Source organism: Bradyrhizobium sp. NDS-1, from assembly GCF_032918005.1.
GTDB lineage: Bacteria > Pseudomonadota > Alphaproteobacteria > Rhizobiales > Xanthobacteraceae > Bradyrhizobium > Bradyrhizobium tunisiense.
Genome location: NZ_CP136628.1, coordinates 192,642 through 212,770 on the forward strand (window position 1 = coordinate 192,642; position 20,129 = coordinate 212,770).

The window sequence follows — 20,129 nt, forward strand, 5'->3', positions numbered from 1 at the left end:
GCCGTTTCCCAAGGAATAGCGGATTACCAGCTGCCGGTCTGCAACAAAAGATACCTAGCTCGAAGCAGCCAGCACGGTCACGACGCGATCAGAGCCGTCTGAGCGCCACGCTCTCCACCGTGTGGTCGGCCCCCTTCTTCAGGATCAGCGTTGCGCGGGGGCGGGTCGGCAGAATGTTGTCCTCGAGATTGGCGAGGTTGGTGCGCTCCCAGATCGCGATCGCCGTGGCGGTGGCTTCCTCGTCCGACAGCAAAGCGTAGCGGTTGAAATAGGATTTCGGGTTGGTGAAAGCGGTGTCGCGCAGCGCCAGAAAGCGCTTGATGTACCATTGCCGCAGCGCCGCCTCGTCCGCGTCGATATAGACCGAGAAATCGAAGAAGTCGGAGACGACGGGCACCGCCTTGCCGTCACGCGGCAGTTTGCCGGTTTGCAGAACGTTGACGCCCTCGACGACCAGGATGTCGGGCTGGTCGACCTCCGCCCACTGGTTCGGCACGATGTCGTAGGTCAGATGCGAATAGACCGGCGCGCGCACATGACGGCGGCCGGACTTGATGTCGGAAAGGAAGCTGAGCAGCAGCGGCAGGTCGTAGCTCTCCGGAAAGCCCTTCTTCTGCATGATGCCCTGCCGCTCGAGCACGGCGTTGGGATAGAGGAATCCGTCGGTCGTGATCAGTTCGACCTTCGGCCGGGGCGACCAGCGCGCCAGCAGCGCCTGAAGCACGCGGGCCGTGGTGGACTTCCCGACCGCGACCGAACCGGCGACGCCGATGATGTAGGGTACCTTGCGGTCGCGGATGTCGAGGAATTGGCGCTCGGCGTAATACAGGCGCTGCATCGCGTCGACGTAGATCGAGAGCAGGCGCGACAACGGAAGGTAGATGTCCTCGACCTCCTGGAGATCGAGGCGGTCGTGCAGCGAGCGCAGCCGGTCGAACTCGCCCGGCTCCAGCGTCATCGGCGTATCGTCGCGCAGCCGCGACCACTCCTCGCGCGTATAGACGCGGTACGGATTATACTGCTGCTCGGGTGCGCGGATATCCATGACGCGACCTCTCCACTCGGCTAGTTGCCGCCCTTGCGCGACGCCTTCTCTTCCAGGCCCGACATCGTCGTTCGCTTCTCGAGCGCCGCCTCGACCTCTTCCAGCTTTACGCCGCGGGCCTTGAGCAACACAAGGAAATGGTAGAGCAGGTCGGCGCTCTCGGCGACCAGATGCGCGCGATCGTTTTCGACTGCTGCGATTACGGTTTCGACTGCTTCCTCGCCGAACTTCTTGGCGCAATGCTCGGCGCCCTTGTCCAGAAGCTTGCGGGTATAGGAGGTCTCGCCATCGGCGGCGGCGCGGGCGTCGATGGTCTCGGCCAGATCGTGGATCGTGAAGCGCGGCATGCAATCTACTCGGAAAACGCGATCCGGCCGTACGAGCCGGTCCCCACCGGCTCGTGTAGCACTTTTATGAACGGGAGTCGTCAGGCATCGAGGCGCATGGGTAGTCCGCGCCGGGCCATGTGCTCCTTGGCTTCACGGATGGTGAATTCCCCGAAGTGGAAGATCGAGGCGGCCAGCACCGCCGTCGCGTGCCCGTCGCGGATACCGTCGACGAGGTGGTCGAGATTGCCGACGCCGCCCGAGGCGATCACCGGAACGGGAACGCTGTCCGCGATCGCCCGGGTCAACGGGATGTCGAATCCTTGCCTCGTGCCGTCGCGATCCATCGAGGTCAGCAGGATCTCACCGGCGCCGAGCGCGACGACTTCCTGGGCATATTCGATGGCGTCGATGCCGGTCGAATTGCGGCCGCCATGGGTGAAGATTTCCCAGCGGTCGCCGCCCGGGCGCTTCACCCGCTTGGCATCGATCGCAACCACGACGCATTGTTGACCGAATTTCTCAGCCGCTTCCTTGACGAACTCGCGCCGCGACACCGCCGCGCTGTTGATCGAGACCTTGTCGGCCCCGGCGCGCAGCAGCGTCTTGATGTCGTTGACCTCACGCACGCCACCACCGACGGTGACGGGCATGAAGCAGGCCTCCGCCGTGCGGCGGACCACGTCCAGCATGATGCCGCGATTCTCGTGGGTCGCAGTGATGTCGAGAAAAGTGAGCTCGTCGGCGCCGGCCGCGTCATAGGCGATCGCGGCTTCGACGGGGTCGCCGGCGTCGCGCAGATCGACGAAGTTGACGCCCTTGACGACGCGACCGTCCTTGACGTCGAGGCAGGGGATCACGCGCACCTTGAACATGTGTCAGCTCCCAGGCGCGCGTGCGCTGCGGATCAGAGTGAGGGCGGCGGCTGGATCGAGCCGGCCGTCGTAAAGCGCGCGGCCCGCGATCGCGCCGGCGAGTTTCTTGGCGCGCGGCGTCAGCATCGCCTTGACGTCCTCGATCGAGGCGAGACCGCCGGAGGCGATCACCGGAATCGAGATGCTGTCCGCCAGCGCAATGGTCGCATCCAGGTTCAAGCCCTTGAGCAGGCCGTCGCGCGCGATGTCGGTGAAGATGATCGCGGCAACGCCGGCGTCCTCGAAACGCTGCGCGATCTCGAGCACCGTCACCTGCGAGGTCTCCGCCCAGCCTTCGACCGCGACCTTGCCGTCGCGCGCATCGAGCCCGACCGCAACACGGCCGGGGAATTTCTTCGCCGCGGCCTTCACCAGCTCGGGATCGCGCACTGCGGCGGTGCCGATGATGACGCGGGTGATGCCCTTGTCGAGCCACGCCTCGACGGTTTTGAGATCGCGGATGCCGCCGCCGAGCTGCACCGGAAGCTTGATCGTCTTCAGCATGGCCTCGACAGCCCCGGCATTCACCGGCTTGCCGGCAAAGGCACCGTCGAGGTCGACGACGTGGAGATACTCAAAACCCTGCTCGGCAAAGCTCTGCGCCTGCGCGGCGGGATTGAGATTGAACACGGTCGCGCGCGCCATGTCGCCCTGCTCGAGGCGCACGCATTGGCCGTTCTTGAGGTCGATCGCGGGAAAAAGGATCACGGTTTCCATCGCAAGAAGTTCGAGATCAGAGCGAGGCCAAAGCGCTGGCTCTTCTCGGGGTGAAACTGCGTGCCGATGGCGGTGTCCTTGCCGACGATCGCGGTGACAGGTCCGCCGTAATCGGCGCGCGCGAGCACGTCCGCCTCGCTGGCGGGGTTGAGGTGGTAGGAGTGCACGAAATAGGCGTGCTGGCCCTTGGGGCCGAGCGGCAGCTTGTTCAACACCGGATGCTCCCTGAGCACCTCGAGCGTATTCCAGCCCATATGCGGGATCTTCAGGCTCTCGTCGCGCGGCGTGATCTTCTCGACGTCGCCGCCGATCCAGTTCAGGCCTTCGGTGATGACATGCTCCTTGCCGCGGCTCGCCATCAACTGCATGCCGACGCAGATGCCGAAGAACGGCCGCGCCTTGACGCGCACCGCTTCGGTGATCGCCTCGACCATGCCGTTGACGGCATCCAGCCCGCGACGGCAATCGGCGAACGCGCCGACGCCCGGAAGCACCAGACGATCGGCGCCATAGGCCTGGTCCGGATCGCTGGTGACAAAGACCTTCTGCGGATCTTCCAGGCTGCGCGCGGCGCGCTCGAAGGCTTTCGCGGCGGAATGCAGGTTGCCGGAACCGTAATCGATGATGGCGACGCTCATCTTGACCCTCCCGGTTCTGGAAATAATCCAATGATGCCGCCGGCCGGAATGGGCGGCGGGCTCGAGAATTGCTGACCCGGTGTGTTGCGGGTCGGCGGTGGGCCGCCGCGATCGACGGCCCATTGATCGTTGACGATGCCGTGCTGCTTCTGGCTCCAGCGCTCGAAGAAGCGGCGCTCGGCTGTGTCCTCGTCGTCGGCCACCACGACGTCGAGCTGCCGCCATTTGCCGCGCGACAGCGTCCAGCGACGCAGGCTCGAGGCCTCCAAACCCATCAGCAGCGCGACGATGAGATCGGCGAAGAAGATCGAGCCGCGTCCGACACCGAGGCTGGACAGCCCCACATTGAACGCGGCCACGAAGATCAGATAGCCGATCAGCGCCAGCCACAGCCGGTTCCACAGCAACCAGAACGGGCCGAAGATCATCGCCCAGAAATGAAAGCCGTCGCGCACGAACACGAACTTGTCGGTCGCGCGCAGATCGGCTCCAGCGGGGGAGGGAGCATGAACTGTGTAGACAGGCATGGTGCTGCCCCGTTCTTAGGGATTCAGTGATACCGCAAGCGGCGCGTGCCGCCGCTGGCCGGAGACGTCAGCCGCCGAGCGAGCCCTTGGTGGACGGGATCTCGCCCGCGGCCTTCGGATCGATCGCGACCGCGGTGCGCAGCGCCCGCGCCAGACCCTTGAAGCAGGACTCGGCGATATGGTGGCTGTTATCGCCATATAGGGTCTCGACGTGGAGAGTCACGCCGGCGTTGATGGCGAAGGCCTGGAACCACTCGCGCACCAGCTCGGTGTCGAACTCACCGATCTTGTCGCGGGGGAAGTCGGCCTTGAACACCAGGAACGGACGGCCCGAGATGTCGATGACCACGCGCGACAGCGTCTCGTCCATGGGCATGTGCACGCCGGCATAGCGGGTGATGCCCGCCATGTTGCCGAGCGCCTGCCTGACAGCCTGGCCGAGCGCGATGCCGGTGTCTTCGGTGGTATGGTGATGATCAATGTGCAGGTCGCCCACCGCCTTGACCGTGAGGTCGATGCGGGAATGGCGGGCGAGGAGATCGAGCATATGGTCGAAAAAGCCGATGCCGGTCGCGATATTCGACACGCCGGTGCCATCGAGGTTCACGGTGACCTCGATGTCGGTTTCCTTGGTCTTGCGCTTGATCGTCGCGGTGCGCATTGAAGGCTTTCGCTGGGGTTTTGGGCCTGAAACGCCAGTCTATTAACAGCCAAATGCCCCCTTCGCTACTGCGGGAACGGCTGGCGGGGCCTCTACTTCTGCCTATGGTGAGTGAAATTCGGCCCGGAACGGCCGGTTGTGCGCCAGTTGTCCCTTTGGCCCCGACCGCCTAAATCAGGCCGGACAACGAGGTACTTCATGCAGGACTCCCAGAACAGCTCCCCGGGCTGGCACGGCACCACGATTTTGACGGTCCGCAAGGGCGGCAAGGTGGTGGTCGGCGGCGACGGCCAGGTCTCGATCGGCCAGACCGTGATCAAGTCCAACGCCAAGAAGGTCCGAAAGCTGGGCAGGGGCGACGTGATCGGCGGCTTTGCCGGCGCGACCGCCGACGCCTTCACCCTCTTCGAGCGCTTGGAAGCCAAGCTCGAGCAATATCCGGGGCAGCTGACCCGGGCCGCGGTGGAGCTGGCCAAGGACTGGCGCACCGATCGCTATTTGCGGCGGCTGGAGGCCATGATGATCGTGGCCGACAAGGACGTCTCCCTGGTGCTGACAGGCACCGGCGACGTGCTGGAGCCCGAGGCCGGCGTGATGGCGATCGGCTCCGGCGGCAATTACGCACTGGCGGCGGCCCGGGCCCTGCTCGACACCGACAAGGACGCCGAGACCATCGTCCGCCGCTCCATGGACATCGCCGCGGATATTTGCGTCTACACCAACCGGAATTTGACGATCGAGAGCCTGGCGACGGGGTAGGACCGACCTGTGACTGAATGGCGGCGCTCCGGGCTGGCTGTAGCCTCTCGCGCTTGCGGGAGAGGGAGCGCAGCACCGCCGTGGCCGATAGAATGACCCCCACCTACACCTTCCGCCCGATGACCCCGGTCGACATGCCGCTGATCCGGCGCTGGCTGGCCGCGCCACATGTCGCCGAATGGTGGCATGATCCGGAGACGCTCGCGTTCGTCGGCGGCGACCTCGATCATCCTGACCTGGCGCAGTTCATTGTCAGCCTTGATGGCCGGTCTTTCGCCTATCTGCAGTGCTACCAGATCGGCGATTGGCACGTCAGCTTCGGCCCGCAGCCGGTGGGTACCCGCGGCCTCGATCAGTTCATCGGCGAAGCCGACATGCTCGGATGCGGCCACGGCTCCGCTTTCATCCGTGCCTTCATCGACCAGCTCTTTGCCTGCGGCGTGCCTCGCATCGTGATCGACCCCAGCCCCGCCAATCCGCGTGCAATTCGTGCCTATGAGAAAGCCGGATTCGTGCCGCAGCACGAGATTGTCACGCCCGATGGCCCCGCACTCCTGATGATCCGAGACAGATGACGCTTGCCGCGACCCCCACCGCCAAGACCGCATTTCCGCCGCTCGCCTGGGTCGGAATCGCGCTGCTGCTGCTGGCGCTTCAGGCCTCGATCCTGCTTGCGATGGGGCGGGTACCGATCTGCACCTGCGGCACTGTCAAGCTGTGGCACGGCGTGGTGAACAGCTCGGAAAATTCCCAGCACATCGCCGACTGGTACACCTTCTCGCACGTGCTGCACGGCTTCCTGTTCTACGGCCTGACCTGGCTGCTGTTCGCGCGACTGCCTTTCCTGTCTCTCTCCTGGCCAGCCCGCCTGATCGTCGCGATGCTGATCGAAGGTGCCTGGGAGATCGTCGAGAACTCGCCCTTCATCATCGAGCGCTACCGCGCCGGCACGATCTCGCTGGATTATTTCGGCGACAGCATCGTCAATTCGGTCTCCGACAATCTGGCCATGGTGCTGGGGTTCCTCGCCGCGCGCATGCTGCCTGTGTCCGCGACCGTCCTGCTCGGGCTCGCCTTCGAGATCATGCTGGCGCTCCACATTCGCGACAATCTGACGCTCAATATCCTGATGCTGATCCATCCGATCGAGGCGGTGAAGCAATGGCAATCCGGCCCGCCGATCATCTAACAGCCGAAAAACCGGCTTGTCCTGGCCCGCAACTGACCCTAGCTAAGGTCCCATGACAGACTTCTCTCCCCGTGAAATCGTTTCCGAACTCGACCGTTTCATCGTCGGCCAGGCCGATGCCAAGCGCGCCGTCTCGATCGCGCTGCGTAACCGCTGGCGGCGGCAGCAGCTCACCGGCTCCTTGCGCGAAGAGGTGCTGCCGAAGAACATTCTGATGATCGGCCCCACCGGCGTCGGCAAGACCGAGATCGCGCGGCGACTGGCAAAACTGGCGAATGCGCCGTTCCTGAAGGTGGAAGCGACCAAATTCACCGAAGTCGGATATGTCGGCCGCGACGTCGAGCAGATCGTGCGCGATCTCGTCGAGGTTGCGATCGCCCAGGTCCGCGAGAAGAAGCGCAAGGACGTGCACGCTCGCGCGCAGCTCGCCGCCGAGGAGCGCGTGCTCGACGCGCTGGTCGGTGCCAATGCCAGCCCTGCGACGCGTGAATCCTTCCGCAAGAAGCTGCGCGCCGGCGAGCTCAACGACAAGGAAATCGAGGTCGAGACACAGTCGTCCGGTAGCGGCATGCCGATGTTCGAGATCCCGGGCATGCCGGGCGCGCAGATGGGTGCGATTTCGATCGGCGACATCTTCGGCAAGTTGGGGGGCCGTAGCAAGACGCGGCGGTTGACGGTGGAGGGCTCGCACGAGATCCTCGTCAACGAAGAGTCCGACAAGCTGCTGGACACCGATCAGTTGACACTGGAGGCGATCAGCGCGGTCGAGAACAACGGCATCGTGTTCCTCGACGAGATCGACAAGATCTGCGCGCGTGACGGCCGCGTCGGCGGCGACGTCTCGCGCGAGGGCGTGCAGCGCGATCTGCTGCCCTTGATCGAGGGCACCACGGTCTCGACCAAGCACGGCGCGGTGAAAACCGACCACATCCTGTTCATCGCCTCGGGCGCCTTCCATGTCGCCAAGCCGTCCGACCTGTTGCCGGAATTGCAGGGCCGCCTGCCGATCCGCGTCGAATTGCAGGCGCTGACCCGCGACGACATGCGCCGCATCCTGACCGAGCCCGAGGCCTCGCTGATCAAGCAATATGTCGCCCTGATGCAGACCGAGGGCGTGACGCTCGACATCACCGACAGCGCCATCGACGCGCTCGCCGATGTCGCGGTCGCCGTGAACTCGACCGTCGAGAACATCGGCGCGCGGCGTCTGCAGACCGTGATGGAGCGGGTGCTGGACGACATCTCCTTCACCGCGCCCGACCGCAACGGCGAGACCGTCAAGGTCGATGCGGATTTCGTGCAGAAGCACGTCGGCGACCTCGCCAAGAACGCGGATCTGAGCCGGTTCATTTTGTAATTTCGGGCGGTCACGCTATTGATGCGGCGTGACCGTACGCATCCTGCAAAATCCCTGGCGCTTCCTGCTCGCGATCAACGCGGCGGTCATCATCGGCGTCTTCGTCCACAAGATCCAGCTTCCGCCCTACGTCCCCTACATTCACCTCCTCGTCGACTATCATTTCGGCTTCATCAAGCGCGCGTTGATCGGCGCCATTGTCGCGCTGTTCACGGACAAGGTGCCGGTATGGTCCGTGTTCGCGATCGGCGGCGCAACGTGGCTGGTGACATCAGGCCTTTACGCAAGGCTGTTTCAGAAGACGTTCGGCTTCACCGCGAAAACGTTGCCGCTGTTCGTCTTCATGGCGGGCTCGCCATTCTTTCTGAAGAACTTCATGCACACGCTCGGCCATTTCGACATTTATGGCTGCGCGCTAGCGCTCGTCCTGCTGCTGATGCCGGCGGGATCGCTGCTGTTTGTGGCTTTGGCTGCGCTGTTCTCGATCGTTCTCGTGCTGATCCACCACATTCACCTGCTGATGTATGTGCCGACGATCGTCACCATTGTCGTGATCAGGCACTATCTCGCTTACGGGCTCAATCGCGGTAACGTCGCCGTCGGCATCCTCGCCTTGCTCACGGTCGCCGCGCTGTTCTTTGCCGCGCAATTCCTGGGAACGATGCCGATCCCGGAAGCGGATTTCGTCGCGTATCTGAAAACGCGCATGGCCGATCCATCCCGCACGGATCTGCTGCAATTCAGCTACATCTGGTACCAGCCGCTGGCGAAGGAGGTCTCGGACACCTGGGGGCGCCTGCCGCACAATATCCTCGGCGTGCCCGTCTTTGCGCTACTGATCTGGCTGCATACGCCGCTGTGGCGCTATTTTTCGAAGCTGATCGGCGCGCTCGCCAGCGAGACGCACCGCCGCCTCGTGATCGCGGCGCTGATCGGAATCAGCCTCGCCTATGTCGTGATGTTCGCGATGGTGTTCGACTATTCCCGCTGGATCTCGAACTGGGCGGTCTGCATGTTCCTGATCCTGCATGCGGTGAAGATGCTGCCGGCTGCGCGCGAGACGTCGTTGATTCCGGTGGAGGATCGGAGCACCAACATCCTCGGCCTGATCCTCACGCTGATCCCGCGCGTCGGCATCATCCGGCCGTTCTAAACCCTCGCCCGCCTGATCCTCACATACAACGCTCCCTCGCCGCCGTGGCCGATATGCGCGGTCTCGAAGCCGACGACGAAGGTGCGGAATTCCGGCAGGCTCAGCCATTCCGGCACCAGGCGGCGCAGCACACCGCTTTCGCCGCCGCTGCGGCCCTTGCCGGTGATGACGAGGACGAAGGTCAGGCCGTCGTGATGGGCGCGGTGCAGGAATCCGGTCAGCGCGCGATGGGCGCGCGTCTGGGTCATGCCATGCAGATCGAGCCGCGCCTCGATCTCGCTGCGGCCACGCGAGAGTTTTGTCCGCTCGCGCTTGCTGAGCGGCGCCAGAGGCGGAACGGACGGCTTTGCGACGCGCAGCGCCGGTGCGGCGGCAACGGGGCGCAGCGATGGTGCCGGCCTCACGGCCGGAGCGACGGGCGAGGGTTCGCTGCCGGGCGCCGGCGGCGCCTTGATCACACCCTTTGCCGCGCGATGCTTCCTCAGCGGCTTGACCTGCTTTGCGACAGAGTCCCACAGCGCGTGCTCCTCCGCGCTCAGCGCGCGGCGACGCGGCGAGGGGCGAGGCTCCAGCACGGGCGGACGGGACGATCGCTTCATTGCTGATCGGAACGACGATTCACGCGCTTGCGCTGTTCGCGGTCAGGCTTGATGTTGGGACGCGGCTCGGGCAACGGCACCGGGTTCGCCACCGCGACGGCGGCATCCTTGGCTTGTGGCTCGGCAGGCGAGGCCGCGCCGGCCTTGTTCGTCTCCCCCGGCTTCACGGCGGCCGCCGCGTTCTTCGGATCCTTGCTGGAATCTCTGGCGGGATCGGTTTGGGGAAACAGCTTTGCGATCTTCTCCGACGGCCGCGGATCCGGCACCGGCAGCCGTGCAGCGCGCTTGGCGGGATCGAGGCTCTTCGGCACCAGCATCACGAATTGCATGGGATGGCGCAGCCGGCCGGAGACGCGGCCGGCCTCCTGGCCAGCGCCGAAAAAGAGATCGGCGCGCGCAGGGCCGATGATGGCCGAGCCGGTGTCCTGCGCGATCATCAACCGGCGGAACGGCGTCTTGGCCCGTTCGGACTCGATCGGCAGCTCGCCTTCAATGAAGAAGGGCGTGCCGTAGACATGCAGGGACTTGTCGACCGCGATCGAGCGTCCCGCGGTCAGTGGAATGCCCTGCGCGCCCACCGCCTCGTCCTTGTCGGAGAGATTGACCTCGCGGAAGAAGATGTAGGCGCGATTGGCGCGGCGCAGCTCCTTGGCGCCGTCAGGGTTTTGCGTCATCCATTCCCTGATCTTCTGCATCGACATCTCTTCCCTCGGGATGATGCCGCGCTCGATCAGGATGCGACCGACGGCCGTATAGGGGTAGCCGTTATAGGCGTCGTAATTGAGCCGAACCGAGCTGCCGTCGTCGAACTTGATTCGCGCCGAACCCTGGATCTGCGCGAACAGGAGATCCGTCGGATCCTTCAGCCAGGCGATCTCCAGCCCGCGGCCGGCAATCTTGCCGTCCTCGATCTCGCCGCGATCGTAATAGGGCACCAGCTTGCGGCGGCCGATCTTGCGATAGACCGGGCCCTTGTTGGGCAGGCTGAGCGCGTCCTGCTTGTAGCCGCGCACGAACAGGTTGGACGGGCGGCGATAGACCGGAACGTTGTAGATCTCGGTCTGCGTGCGCGATCCCTCCAGCACCGGCTCGTAATAGCCGGTGACGAAGCCGTCGGGCTCGCCGAGACGGGAGATGCGCAGCGGTGCAAAATTCTCTTCGAAAAAGGTCTTGGCCTTGGCGTCGTCGGTGAGCTCGCGAGATTTGGCGAGCCGGCACGGCTCATTCAGCGAGCCCGCCAAGGCCTTCGGCTCGGCCGCGCCGGTCTGCGCATTGATCGTCCGACAGCTGGCGCGGAACGTCTTGTAGGCGGCGAGATGATTGTCATCGCCCCAGCCCTTCATGTCGGCCCAGGCCAGCGGCAGATATTGCGCGCCTGATATTTCGAACGGCAGCGGGAGCTGCGGATAGGGCAAGGCCCGCGGCGGAGCGGCAGGCAAATGCGGAAGATGATGGTGGTGGCTGCGATAGTGGCGGCGCGCCGCCTCGGCGCCGAGCGAAAACGACGACAGCGCGACGACACCTGCGCAAAGCGCGGTCGCGCTGGTCTTCAGAATGACCTTAATTCGCGCTTCCGGTGCCAACCAGCTTCCAGTTCGGATCGCGAGAGGTGATGTCGCGGGCGAAAGTCCAGATGTCGGTGATGTCGGCGACCGTATCGGCGCTGCCGTCGACGATGTTGCCTGTCTTGTCGCGCGTGGCGGAGATCATCTGCGAGACGAAGCGGATCGTGAGCTGGGCGGTGCGGTCGCGCAGCTCGGCGCCGACGAGCTCGGCCTTGTCGATCGAGACGAAACGCGTCTCGGTCTTCTGCTCGTTCTTCTCGCGCTCCTTGATCGCTGCGTCGAAGCTCTCATAGACGTCCGACGACAACAGGTCGCGCAGCGCGCGGCGGTCGCCATTGGCGAAGGCGAGCACGATCATCTCGTAGGCGCCCTTAGCACCGGAGATGAAATGGCGCGGGTCGAAGGTGGAATCCTTCTCGACAATGGCGTCGAGACCCTGTGCAAGCGGGGTGCCCGGCTCGGTCAGGCCCTTCCAGCGATCGGCAGGCGGGGTCGGGTCGGCCGTGGGCGCCAGCGGGGCCTGGTCGATCACCTTGCCCGGCATGGTCACGACGTTGTTGTCCTGGGTACCCCCCAGCGCATTGCGGGCGGCGGTTCGATCGAACGGCGGCCGCTCGTTGCCGGTCCGCTGTCCAAGCACGCTGCGCAGCCGCAGAAAGATGAAGACCGCCAGCGCCAGGAAGATGATGGTATAGATGTCCACGTCGTATTCGCTTTCTGGTCTTTGGGTCTTCGCTCTGGGGTCGTCGCCGGGAAAATCAATCCGGCCAGTAGACCGTTCCATACGGGAACGGCAAGTCTACATCGCCTTCTTGGATCCGCGTGTCAGGTCCGTGGGATGTAGGCACGAAATCTTGCCGGGCCAATGGCGCCTTTTGGCACAGCGCCGAGTGTAGCGCGTTTTATGCTTAAGGGGAAACCCGATCCTGCCCGGAAATCGCGCATCTTCAATCGTTTAAGGCGCGATTTTGCGGAAAAGTCGGGGTAAACGTCGCGGTTGCGGGCGCGGCCCGAATTCCTCCTCCGGGACCGTTCGTCCTTGTGGAACGAGGCGGCCCTATGTTAGCCAACCGCCGCGAAATTCAGCCCAAATCGGGTAAGGAGAGACTCTCATGACCAACGGTAACGGCACCCCTCCCGAGGCGGCCCAGGCTCCCCAGCTCAACGTGCTGGCGCAATATACCAAGGACCTTTCGTTCGAAAACCCGAACGCGCCGAGCTCGCTCCAGCAGCAGAGCCAGCCGCCCCAGATCAACATCCAGATCAATGTCAGCGCCAACAATCTCAGCGAACACGAGTTCGAGGTGACTTTGTCGGTCGAGGGCAAGGCCGAGACCGCGGGCAAGATCATGTTCTCGTTCGAGCTCGCCTATGCTGGCGTGTTCCGCATTGCCAACGTGCCGCAGGAGAATCTGCATCCGCTGGTCATGATCGAGTGCCCGCGCCTGCTGTTCCCGTTCGCCCGCGAAATCATCGCGACCGCGGTGCGCGACGGCGGGTTCCCGCCCCTGATGCTCGATCCGGTCGACTTCGTCGGCCTCTATCGCCAGAACATGGAGCGGCAAATGGCCGCTCAGGGTGGCCAGACCGGCCAGGCCTGAACCGGGCCTGAATCAAGGCTAGCCAGCCGGAGGGACAGCTGGAGCGGCGAGATACTCGTTCCAGATCGCCTTGTCGCCGAGCGTCGCAATGAAGGCTTGGTGGGCCTCGCGCTCGGCGTCCGAAGTTCGCGGCGCCAGCGGCACCAGGCGCTGCCGCCGCGGCGCATCGCCAGCCGCATTGACGCGAATCTCCTGAGCGTCCGACGCCAGGAGCAGCTGCGACTGCCGCGCCCCGACCAGATCGACATAGACCTCGGCCAGAAGCTCGGCGTCCAGCAGCGCGCCGTGCTTCGTACGGCGTGAATTGTCGATCGCGTAGCGCGAACAGAGATCGTCGAGCCGGTTGGACACGCCGGGATGCTTGCGACGTGCCAGCAGCAGCGTATCGACCAGCCGTTCGCGCGGAATCGCCGCACGCTTGATGCGATCGAGCTCGGCATTGATGAAGCCGATGTCGAACGAGGCGTTGTGGATCACCAGCGGCGCATCGCCGATGAATTCCAGGAACGCGTCGACGACCTCATGGAACAGCGGCTTCGTCGCCAGGAATTCGGCCGACAGTCCATGCACTGCGAACGCTTCCGCCGGCATGTCTCTCTCGGGGTTGATATAGACGTGATACGTCTGCCCCGTCGGCATGCGGTTGAGCATCTCGACGCAGCCGATTTCGACCAGGCGATCGCCGCGAAGCGGATCGAGGCCGGTGGTTTCGGTGTCCAGAACGATTTCGCGCATGTCTTGATGTCAGAGTCGTGAGAGCCGCGTGGGACGACGAATCAGGCTCGCCGCTGCGGCATCTTAACGACCTCGGCCAGGATGTGCGCGATTTGCGCGCGCACAGGCTCGAGTCCGTGCGACGTATCCACCACGAAATCGGCGCGCTTGCGCTTCTCGGCGTCCGGCGTCTGCTTGGCGATGATCGCGTCGAGCTTCGCTTCGTCCATGGTGCCGCGCGCCAGCACCCGCTCACGCTGGAGTTCCGGCGAGGTCGAGACCACGACCACGGCATCGACCCGCTTCTCGCCGCCGGTCTCGAACAGCAACGGGATATCGAGAACCACGACCGGCGCCTTGGCCGCTTCCGCCTCGGCGAAGAACTTTTGCCGGGAGGCGCCGAGCATAGGATGAACGATCTGCTCGAGCTGCTTGATGGCGGCGGGATCGTGCACCACGCGCGCCGACAGTTTGGGCCGGTCGACCTTGCCGTTCACTGTGGTACCGGGAAAGGCGGCCTCGATCGCGGGGGCGGCTTCACCCTCATAGAGCTGATGCACGGCGGCGTCGGCATCGTAGACGGGCACACCGGCCTCCGCGAACAGTTTCGCGGTGGTGGATTTTCCCATCCCGATCGAGCCGGTCAGTCCCAGGATGCGCATCAGCCTACAGCCATATCCGTCATTTACACCGCAACTAGCCGCTCGCTGCGCAGGAACGCAAGCAGCCGCAGCAAAGGCAGGCCGAGAATGGTGAAATGATCGCCTTCGATGCGCTCGAACAGATGGATGCCCAGCCCTTCAAGCTGATAGGCGCCGACGCTGGTCATGACGGCGTCGCCGGCGGCATCCAGATAGGCTGCAAGCTCGTCCTCGGTCATCTCGCGCATGGTCATGCGGGCGATCGAGACGTCTTCGAACACGATCTTGCCGTCATGCGCCACGGCCACCGCGGAATTCAGCTCGTGGCTGTTGCCGGCGAGATCGCGCAATTGCGCCAAGGCCTGCGGACGCCCCACGGGCTTGTTGAAGAGACGGTCGCCAAGAGCCAAGGTCTGATCGGCACCGATCACGTAGCTCCCGGGATGATCGGCGCAGACCGCCTTGGCCTTTTCGCGCGCCAGCAGCAGAGCGATCTCTCGCGGACTCGACAGCGCTGAAGCGGCTTGAACACCGCGTTCATCGATATCAGCGGTGATGGCCTTGAACTCCAGCCCGGCATTGGCGAGCAGCATTTTTCGCGCGCTGCTCTGCGAGGCCAGGATCAACGGAGATTTGCCGAGCCACAGACCCATCGCGAAGACTATCCGGAAGGCCGGTTGCGCTGGCGATCACTGTAGAGCTTCATGATCGCCGCCGCTGTTTCCTCTATCGAGCGACGCGTGACGTCGAGCAGCGGCCAATCATGCTTGGCGCTGAGCTTGCGCGCAAAAGCCACCTCCTCGGTGACCGACTGCCTGTCGGTATAGGTGTCGTTGCCGGAGTCTGAGCCCATGGAGAGCAGGCGGTTCTGGCGGATCTGGATCAGGCGTTCCGGTGTCGCATGCAGGCTGACCACCAGCGGCCGGGTCAGCGTCTCCAATTGCGAAGGCACCGGAATGCCGGGAACCAGCGGCACGTTGGCGGTGCGGATGCCGCGATTGGCGAGATAGATCGACGTCGGCGTCTTCGAGGTGCGGGACACGCCGACCAGGACGACGTCGGCATCGTCGAGGCCTTCGACGTGCTGGCCGTCGTCGTGGATCATCGTGTAGTTCAGCGCGTCGATACGCTTGAAATATTCCGCGTTGAGAACGTGCTGAGCGCCGACGCGGCCTGTGGTCGCAGCCCCGAGATAGGCTTCGAACAGCTGCATCACCGGGCCGATGATCGACAGGCTCGGAACGTTGATCCCCTTGCACTTGTCCTCGAGCCTGGAGACCAGATCCTTCTCGAGCAACGTGAACAGCACGATCCCCGGCGCTTCCTCGATCTCGTCGAGCACCCGATCGAGCTGCTTCTGGCTGCGCACCAGCGGATAGACATGCTCGACCGGCGTCACGTTGGCGTACTGGGCCGCGACCGCGCGCGCCACCGTGATCAGCGTCTCACCGGTGGAGTCGGAGACGAGGTGCAGATGGAAATAATTGTTCGAGGTTGGCACAAAAACTCTTTGTATGAAGGCGGTGTGGTTTGTGGATTTCTGTGGAGCTTAACCCCTCGGAAAGGGATGTGCGACACCAGGGTCGGGACAAGTGCCAATTTTCTTCACACCGCTGCCCGTCTGAACAAGTTCGCCGGCCTGTCGGCACGGAAACGGGATTGCGCGGACAACCCCCTTGATAAGCTGCCGACAGAAAGGCGCAAGCCTTTGAAGCTAACGGACTTATCGAAGAGCGCCAGGAGCGGTCTGGGATATGTTGATGGATGTGAACAAGCGCGCGTGAACCCGCGGACGGAATTGCATGAGTCCAATCCACGGTCACATAGACTCAAACCTTAAGAATCTAAGATTCTAGATTTGAGGAAGGCGCTTCGGACGGATATGTGTGCACGGTGAGACCTTAACGAGTTCTTACTATCCCCAGTTCCTTTCGCTGGGCAGAAACCCGGGCCGCGAAAATGTTCGAAGACGTCTATCTCTGGATCAAGGCGCTGCATGTGATCGCGGTCATCGCCTGGATGGCCGGCATGCTCTATCTGCCGCGACTGTTCGTCTATCATTCCGAGGCCGAGATCGGCTCGAAGCAGTCGGAAACGTTCAAGGTGATGGAGCGCCGGCTGCTCAAGGCGATCATCAACCCGGCTATGACGATCACCTGGCTTGCCGGTCTCTATCTCGCCTGGTCCGGCCACTGGTTCTCGTTCGGCTGGCTGCACGTAAAACTTGCACTGGTCCTGGCGATGTCGGCGGTCCACGGCTTTTTTTCCCGCTGGCTGAAGGATTTTGCCGCCGACCGGCGTCCGCGATCTCAGAAATTCTATCGTATTATCAATGAGGTGCCGACCGTCCTGATGATTTTGATCGTCATCATGGTGATCGTGAAGCCGTTCTAGGCAAGGCGCCTGACGATTAGCTCAGCGCTTCGGCTTGCGGAGCAGGAAGCGATTTTCTATATTGGCGATATCCCACCCAACGCAGGCGGATGTGGTTGTGTCTGAGCTTTCCAGAGGCCGGACACCGCATCAGGTTTGAAGCCTCACCGGCACTTAACCTTGCCAGACCTGCGGACCTTACCTTCTCACGTCCGCATTTCAGAGCCTCCTCGCACCCCCTCCCAAGGTTACCCCACAGGACCACCCCAATGCGGGAAATTAAACTCGAAGACCTCAAGTCCAAAACCCCGGCCGAGCTCGTCTCGTTTGCGGAGGAGAATGGGGTCGAGAACGCCAGCACCATGCGCAAGCAGGAGCTGCTGTTTGCCATCCTCAAGCAGCTCGCTCTCGCCGAGACCGACATTGTCGGCCAGGGCGTCGTCGAAGTGCTCTCCGACGGCTTCGGCTTCCTCCGCTCGCCCGATGCGAATTATCTGCCCGGCCCGGACGATATCTACGTTTCGCCGTCGCAGATCCGCCGTTTCGGCCTGCGCACGGGCGACACCATCGAAGGCCATATCCGCAGCCCGAAAGAAGGCGAGCGCTATTTCGCGCTGCTGAAGGTCAACACGCTCAACTTCGAGGATCCGGAAAAGGCCAAGCACAAGGTCAATTTCGACAACCTCACGCCGCTGTTTCCGAATCAGCGTTTCCGCATGGAAATCGACGATCCGACGCGGAAAGACCTGTCTGCACGCGTGATCGACATCGTCGCTCCCATCGGCAAGGGCCAGCGCGCATTGATCGTGGCGCCGCCGCGCACGGGTAAGACCGTGCTGATGCAGAACATCGCGCACTCGATCACGCACAATCATCCCGAGTGCTATCTGATCGTGCTTCTGATCGACGAGCGTCCGGAAGAAGTTACGGACATGCAGCGTTCGGTGAAGGGCGAGGTCGTGTCGTCGACCTTCGACGAGCCGGCGGTGCGTCACGTCCAGGTCGCCGAGATGGTGATCGAAAAAGCCAAGCGTCTGGTCGAACATGGCCGCGATGTCGTGATCCTGCTCGATTCGATCACCCGTCTCGGCCGCGCCTACAACACGGTCGTGCCGTCATCCGGCAAGGTGCTGACCGGCGGTGTCGACGCCAACGCGCTGCAGCGCCCGAAGCGCTTCTTCGGTGCCGCCCGCAATATCGAGGAGGGCGGCTCGCTGACCATCATCGCGACCGCGCTGGTCGATACCGGCAGCCGCATGGACGAAGTCATCTTCGAAGAGTTCAAGGGCACCGGTAACTCGGAACTGATCCTGGACCGCAAGGTCTCGGACAAGCGCACCTTCCCGGCGATCGACATCTCGCGCTCGGGCACCCGCAAGGAAGAGCTCATCACCGATCCGCAGGTGCTCAAGAAGATGTACGTGCTCCGCCGCATCCTCAATCCGATGGGGACGATGGACGCGATCGACTTCCTGCTCGACAAGCTGCGATCGACCAAGAGCAATTCCGAGTTCTTCGACTCCATGAATACCTGAGTGCACTGCAACACAGATCGCACAGGTTCAGAGGGCGCCTTCGGGCGCCCTTTTCATTGTGCGGCTTTGTTGCAGCGAACGTGCAGCATGGAAGCCGCCTCAATGCCGGAGCGACCTCTTAATTAAGCTGTTGATTTATCATATAATAATTCAAAGTCGCGCTGTCCCTTCCGGTCCGCGCTAGATAAAAGCGCAGCAAAATCTTGGAGTTATATTGCGGTGCAACATGGTTGTTTGCTGCAGCAAACAGCGCAGCAAGCTGTGCCCTCTTTTCATTCGGACGGACATTTGCCTTTTCGCCGGCAGCCGGACAAATAGGCCATGCATCCGCGAGACCAGACCATCTTTGCATTGTCGTCCGGCCGGGCGCCGAGCGCCATCGCCGTGGTCCGCGTGTCGGGATCGCAGGCCGGCCAGGTGCTGACGACCCTGGCTGGCAAGCTGCCGGCGCCGCGGCAGGTTGCTCGGCGGCTGCTCCGCGACCAAGCGGGCCGGCCGATCGACGAAGCGGTCGTGCTCTGGTTTCCGGGGCCGGCCAGTGCGACCGGCGAGGACGTCGCCGAATTCCACGTCCATGGCGGACGCGCGGTGCTGGCGGCGCTCGTCTCCTCGATTTCTGTTATTCAGAATACGCGGGCGGCCGAGCCGGGTGAATTCACGCGACGGGCGTTCGAGAACGGCAAGCTCGATCTGACCGAGGCCGAGGGCCTCGACGATCTCATTCACGCCGACACCGACCGGCAGCGGCGCCAGGCGCTGCGGCAATTGCAGGGCCTGCTCGGGGATCGCGCACGCGACTGGCGCGATCGGATCATCGAGGCCTCCGCGCTGATCGAGGCCGGAATCGATTTCTCCGATGAGGGTGACGTGCCGGCAGAGCTGATGGCGCCGGCGGTGAAAGCGATCAAGGCTCTTCACGACGAAATCGCAGAAGTGCTTGCGGCACAGGGACATTCTGAACGCCTGCGTGACGGTATCGTGGTTGCCATCGCAGGCCATCCGAACGTCGGCAAGTCGACGCTGATGAATCAGCTCGCGCGTCGCGAGGTTGCGATCGTCTCGCCGCATGCCGGCACCACGCGTGACGTGATCGAGGTGCAGCTTGATCTCGACGGCTACCCCGTCACGGTCATCGATACCGCTGGCATCCGCGAGACCGACGATCCCGTCGAGCAGGAGGGCGTGCGCCGGGCGCGGGCCCGGGCTGGGAGCGCCGACCTCGTGTTGTGGCTGGTGGAGGGTGGACAGGCCGCCGATCTGACGTCCAGCGCTGCGAGCGATCTGTCCGGTGGCACGGTCTGGGTCGTGCGCAACAAGATCGATCTTGGTGAGGTCGGGGCGGTGGAGCCGCAGGGGGAGTTCGGGATCTCGGCGAGCCGGGGCGACGGCATTCCAGATCTGGTCGATGCCCTGGTGAAATTTGCCGCGGAGTTCTTCGGAACCGGTGAGGGTGCGTTGGTAACCCGGACCCGCCAGCGGGATCTCCTGCGCCAAGCGTCTGACAGCTTGCGACGGAGCCTGGAGCTTGTAGAAGAGGGCGAGGAGCTTGCGGCCGAAGAGCTGCGTGCCGCCGCTTATGCCCTCGGTCGGTTACTGGGACGGGTGGACGTCGAGGACGTCCTGGGAGCCATTTTCCAGAAGTTCTGCATTGGGAAGTAGCTCTAGTTCTTCATTGTAGAACTAGAGCTTGTTCCATTGCTTGCGTTTCACGTGAAACCGCGGAGCGCTTGGTTGGCAACAAGTTCCGGGTATTTCACGTGAAACAGGATGGACCCGAGAGCCCTTCGTTTCACGTGAAACGCCGCCGATCAGCGG

General features: G+C 63.5%; 23 protein-coding genes. 9 read left to right on the top strand and 14 right to left on the bottom strand.

Translation table 11 applies throughout. The features are described 5' to 3' along the window. Window positions 1-88: 88 nt before the first annotated feature. From coaA to hisB, 7 genes are all read right to left on the bottom strand, one after another. Window positions 89-1,045: a type I pantothenate kinase gene (gene coaA, locus RX330_RS00905; RefSeq protein WP_212082881.1), complete on the bottom strand. Its 957-nt coding sequence runs from the start codon at window positions 1,043-1,045 to the stop codon at window positions 89-91. A 20-nt stretch (window positions 1,046-1,065) separates the two neighbouring features. Further along, window positions 1,066-1,392, bottom strand: a complete 327-nt coding sequence (locus RX330_RS00910) for a phosphoribosyl-ATP diphosphatase (protein WP_212082877.1) — start codon at window positions 1,390-1,392, stop codon at window positions 1,066-1,068. 80 nt (window positions 1,393-1,472) lie between these two features. Continuing rightward, window positions 1,473-2,246, bottom strand: a complete 774-nt coding sequence (gene hisF, locus RX330_RS00915; protein ID WP_212082873.1) for an imidazole glycerol phosphate synthase subunit HisF — start codon at window positions 2,244-2,246, stop codon at window positions 1,473-1,475. 3 nt (window positions 2,247-2,249) lie between these two features. Further along, the gene (hisA, locus tag RX330_RS00920) at window positions 2,250-2,993 is read right to left on the bottom strand and encodes a 1-(5-phosphoribosyl)-5-[(5-phosphoribosylamino)methylideneamino]imidazole-4-carboxamide isomerase (protein ID WP_317241759.1); all 744 of its coding nucleotides are present in this window, start codon (window positions 2,991-2,993) and stop codon (window positions 2,250-2,252) included. After that, window positions 2,990-3,640 carry an imidazole glycerol phosphate synthase subunit HisH gene (hisH, locus tag RX330_RS00925; protein ID WP_212082851.1) on the bottom strand — a complete coding sequence of 217 codons (651 nt, stop codon included), beginning with the start codon at window positions 3,638-3,640 and terminating at the stop codon, window positions 2,990-2,992. Before hisH ends, hisA begins: the two co-directional genes overlap by 4 nt. Next, the gene (locus RX330_RS00930; protein WP_212082848.1) at window positions 3,637-4,167 is read right to left on the bottom strand and encodes a DUF2628 domain-containing protein; all 531 of its coding nucleotides are present in this window, start codon (window positions 4,165-4,167) and stop codon (window positions 3,637-3,639) included. The genes hisH and RX330_RS00930 overlap by 4 nt, the downstream gene beginning before the upstream one ends. Window positions 4,168-4,234: 67 nt before the next feature. Next, a complete protein-coding gene (gene hisB / locus RX330_RS00935) occupies window positions 4,235-4,828 on the bottom strand; it encodes an imidazoleglycerol-phosphate dehydratase HisB (protein ID WP_212082845.1) in 594 nt (197 codons plus the stop codon). A 198-nt stretch (window positions 4,829-5,026) separates the two neighbouring features. Here hisB and hslV point away from each other — a divergent pair, with 198 nt between their 5' ends. The 5 genes from hslV (at window position 5,027) to RX330_RS00960 (ending at window position 9,286) form a co-directional block, all read left to right on the top strand. Next, window positions 5,027-5,587, top strand: coding sequence for an ATP-dependent protease subunit HslV (hslV, locus tag RX330_RS00940; RefSeq protein ID WP_317241760.1), 561 nt, complete (start codon window positions 5,027-5,029; stop codon window positions 5,585-5,587). A gap of 92 nt (window positions 5,588-5,679) precedes the next feature. Then, window positions 5,680-6,162, top strand: a complete 483-nt coding sequence (locus RX330_RS00945; protein WP_212084553.1) for a GNAT family N-acetyltransferase — start codon at window positions 5,680-5,682, stop codon at window positions 6,160-6,162. Next, a complete protein-coding gene (locus tag RX330_RS00950; protein WP_212082820.1) occupies window positions 6,159-6,776 on the top strand; it encodes a DUF2585 domain-containing protein in 618 nt (205 codons plus the stop codon). The genes RX330_RS00945 and RX330_RS00950 overlap by 4 nt, the downstream gene beginning before the upstream one ends. A gap of 52 nt (window positions 6,777-6,828) precedes the next feature. Next, entirely contained in the window at window positions 6,829-8,133 is a 1,305-nt protein-coding gene (hslU, locus tag RX330_RS00955) for an ATP-dependent protease ATPase subunit HslU (protein ID WP_212082817.1), read from the top strand. 28 nt (window positions 8,134-8,161) lie between these two features. Beyond that, window positions 8,162-9,286 (top strand): hypothetical protein, encoded by a 1,125-nt coding sequence (locus RX330_RS00960; RefSeq protein ID WP_317241761.1) that lies wholly within the window; start codon window positions 8,162-8,164, stop codon window positions 9,284-9,286. Here the strand turns inward: RX330_RS00960 and RX330_RS00965 are convergent. The 3 genes from RX330_RS00965 to RX330_RS00975 are packed head-to-tail and all read right to left on the bottom strand — an operon-like array spanning window position 9,283 to window position 12,153. After that, entirely contained in the window at window positions 9,283-9,885 is a 603-nt protein-coding gene (locus RX330_RS00965) for a Smr/MutS family protein (RefSeq protein ID WP_212082811.1), read from the bottom strand. The genes RX330_RS00960 and RX330_RS00965 overlap by 4 nt on opposite strands. Beyond that, window positions 9,882-11,468 (bottom strand): murein transglycosylase A, encoded by a 1,587-nt coding sequence (locus RX330_RS00970; protein ID WP_212082808.1) that lies wholly within the window; start codon window positions 11,466-11,468, stop codon window positions 9,882-9,884. Before RX330_RS00970 ends, RX330_RS00965 begins: the two co-directional genes overlap by 4 nt. Next, a complete protein-coding gene (locus RX330_RS00975) occupies window positions 11,446-12,153 on the bottom strand; it encodes a Tim44/TimA family putative adaptor protein (protein WP_212082805.1) in 708 nt (235 codons plus the stop codon). The genes RX330_RS00970 and RX330_RS00975 overlap by 23 nt, the downstream gene beginning before the upstream one ends. Window positions 12,154-12,562: 409 nt before the next feature. On the opposite strand from RX330_RS00975, the gene secB reads away from it, so the two are divergent. Beyond that, window positions 12,563-13,051, top strand: coding sequence for a protein-export chaperone SecB (gene secB / locus RX330_RS00980; RefSeq protein WP_212082802.1), 489 nt, complete (start codon window positions 12,563-12,565; stop codon window positions 13,049-13,051). An 18-nt stretch (window positions 13,052-13,069) separates the two neighbouring features. On the opposite strand, the gene dnaQ is transcribed toward secB, so the two are convergent. Genes dnaQ through RX330_RS01000 form a run of 4 tightly spaced genes read right to left on the bottom strand, consistent with a single transcriptional unit; the run spans window position 13,070 to window position 15,907 of the window. After that, the gene (dnaQ, locus tag RX330_RS00985) at window positions 13,070-13,786 is read right to left on the bottom strand and encodes a DNA polymerase III subunit epsilon (RefSeq protein ID WP_317241762.1); all 717 of its coding nucleotides are present in this window, start codon (window positions 13,784-13,786) and stop codon (window positions 13,070-13,072) included. 41 nt (window positions 13,787-13,827) lie between these two features. Further along, complete coding sequence (coaE, locus tag RX330_RS00990) at window positions 13,828-14,427, bottom strand: dephospho-CoA kinase (RefSeq protein WP_211415204.1); 600 nt, start codon at window positions 14,425-14,427, stop codon at window positions 13,828-13,830. A gap of 23 nt (window positions 14,428-14,450) precedes the next feature. Continuing rightward, complete coding sequence (locus tag RX330_RS00995; RefSeq protein WP_317241764.1) at window positions 14,451-15,059, bottom strand: Maf family nucleotide pyrophosphatase; 609 nt, start codon at window positions 15,057-15,059, stop codon at window positions 14,451-14,453. A gap of 8 nt (window positions 15,060-15,067) precedes the next feature. Further along, entirely contained in the window at window positions 15,068-15,907 is an 840-nt protein-coding gene (locus RX330_RS01000) for a pyruvate, water dikinase regulatory protein (RefSeq protein ID WP_212082778.1), read from the bottom strand. Window positions 15,908-16,365: 458 nt separating this feature from the next. Here RX330_RS01000 and hemJ point away from each other — a divergent pair, with 458 nt between their 5' ends. The 3 genes from hemJ (at window position 16,366) to mnmE (ending at window position 19,973) form a co-directional block, all read left to right on the top strand. Continuing rightward, complete coding sequence (gene hemJ / locus RX330_RS01005; protein ID WP_317241765.1) at window positions 16,366-16,800, top strand: protoporphyrinogen oxidase HemJ; 435 nt, start codon at window positions 16,366-16,368, stop codon at window positions 16,798-16,800. Window positions 16,801-17,048: 248 nt separating this feature from the next. Next, window positions 17,049-18,314: a transcription termination factor Rho gene (gene rho / locus RX330_RS01010; protein ID WP_008133567.1), complete on the top strand. Its 1,266-nt coding sequence runs from the start codon at window positions 17,049-17,051 to the stop codon at window positions 18,312-18,314. Window positions 18,315-18,635: 321 nt separating this feature from the next. Beyond that, a complete protein-coding gene (gene mnmE, locus RX330_RS01015; RefSeq protein ID WP_317241767.1) occupies window positions 18,636-19,973 on the top strand; it encodes a tRNA uridine-5-carboxymethylaminomethyl(34) synthesis GTPase MnmE in 1,338 nt (445 codons plus the stop codon). Window positions 19,974-20,129: the final 156 nt, after the last annotated feature.

Excerpts from the sequence above, each read along its gene's own strand:
- hslU (WP_212082817.1), top strand. The coding sequence starts at position 6,829 with ATGACAGACTTCTCTCCCCGTGAAATCGTTTCCGAACTCGACCGTTTC.
- hisF (WP_212082873.1), bottom strand. The coding sequence starts at position 2,246 with ATGTTCAAGGTGCGCGTGATCCCCTGCCTCGACGTCAAGGACGGTCGC.
- hslV (WP_317241760.1), top strand. The coding sequence starts at position 5,027 with ATGCAGGACTCCCAGAACAGCTCCCCGGGCTGGCACGGCACCACGATT.
- secB (WP_212082802.1), top strand. The coding sequence starts at position 12,563 with ATGACCAACGGTAACGGCACCCCTCCCGAGGCGGCCCAGGCTCCCCAG.
- hemJ (WP_317241765.1), top strand. The coding sequence starts at position 16,366 with ATGTTCGAAGACGTCTATCTCTGGATCAAGGCGCTGCATGTGATCGCG.
- RX330_RS00995 (WP_317241764.1), bottom strand. The coding sequence starts at position 15,059 with ATGGGTCTGTGGCTCGGCAAATCTCCGTTGATCCTGGCCTCGCAGAGC.
- RX330_RS00945 (WP_212084553.1), top strand. The coding sequence starts at position 5,680 with ATGACCCCCACCTACACCTTCCGCCCGATGACCCCGGTCGACATGCCG.
- dnaQ (WP_317241762.1), bottom strand. The coding sequence starts at position 13,786 with ATGCGCGAAATCGTTCTGGACACCGAAACCACCGGCCTCGATCCGCTT.
- RX330_RS00965 (WP_212082811.1), bottom strand. The coding sequence starts at position 9,885 with ATGAAGCGATCGTCCCGTCCGCCCGTGCTGGAGCCTCGCCCCTCGCCG.
- coaA (WP_212082881.1), bottom strand. The coding sequence starts at position 1,045 with ATGGATATCCGCGCACCCGAGCAGCAGTATAATCCGTACCGCGTCTAT.
- hisH (WP_212082851.1), bottom strand. The coding sequence starts at position 3,640 with ATGAGCGTCGCCATCATCGATTACGGTTCCGGCAACCTGCATTCCGCC.
- hisB (WP_212082845.1), bottom strand. The coding sequence starts at position 4,828 with ATGCGCACCGCGACGATCAAGCGCAAGACCAAGGAAACCGACATCGAG.
- RX330_RS00930 (WP_212082848.1), bottom strand. The coding sequence starts at position 4,167 with ATGCCTGTCTACACAGTTCATGCTCCCTCCCCCGCTGGAGCCGATCTG.
- rho (WP_008133567.1), top strand. The coding sequence starts at position 17,049 with ATGCGGGAAATTAAACTCGAAGACCTCAAGTCCAAAACCCCGGCCGAG.
- RX330_RS00910 (WP_212082877.1), bottom strand. The coding sequence starts at position 1,392 with ATGCCGCGCTTCACGATCCACGATCTGGCCGAGACCATCGACGCCCGC.
- RX330_RS00950 (WP_212082820.1), top strand. The coding sequence starts at position 6,159 with ATGACGCTTGCCGCGACCCCCACCGCCAAGACCGCATTTCCGCCGCTC.
- coaE (WP_211415204.1), bottom strand. The coding sequence starts at position 14,427 with ATGCGCATCCTGGGACTGACCGGCTCGATCGGGATGGGAAAATCCACC.
- mnmE (WP_317241767.1), top strand. The coding sequence starts at position 18,636 with ATGCATCCGCGAGACCAGACCATCTTTGCATTGTCGTCCGGCCGGGCG.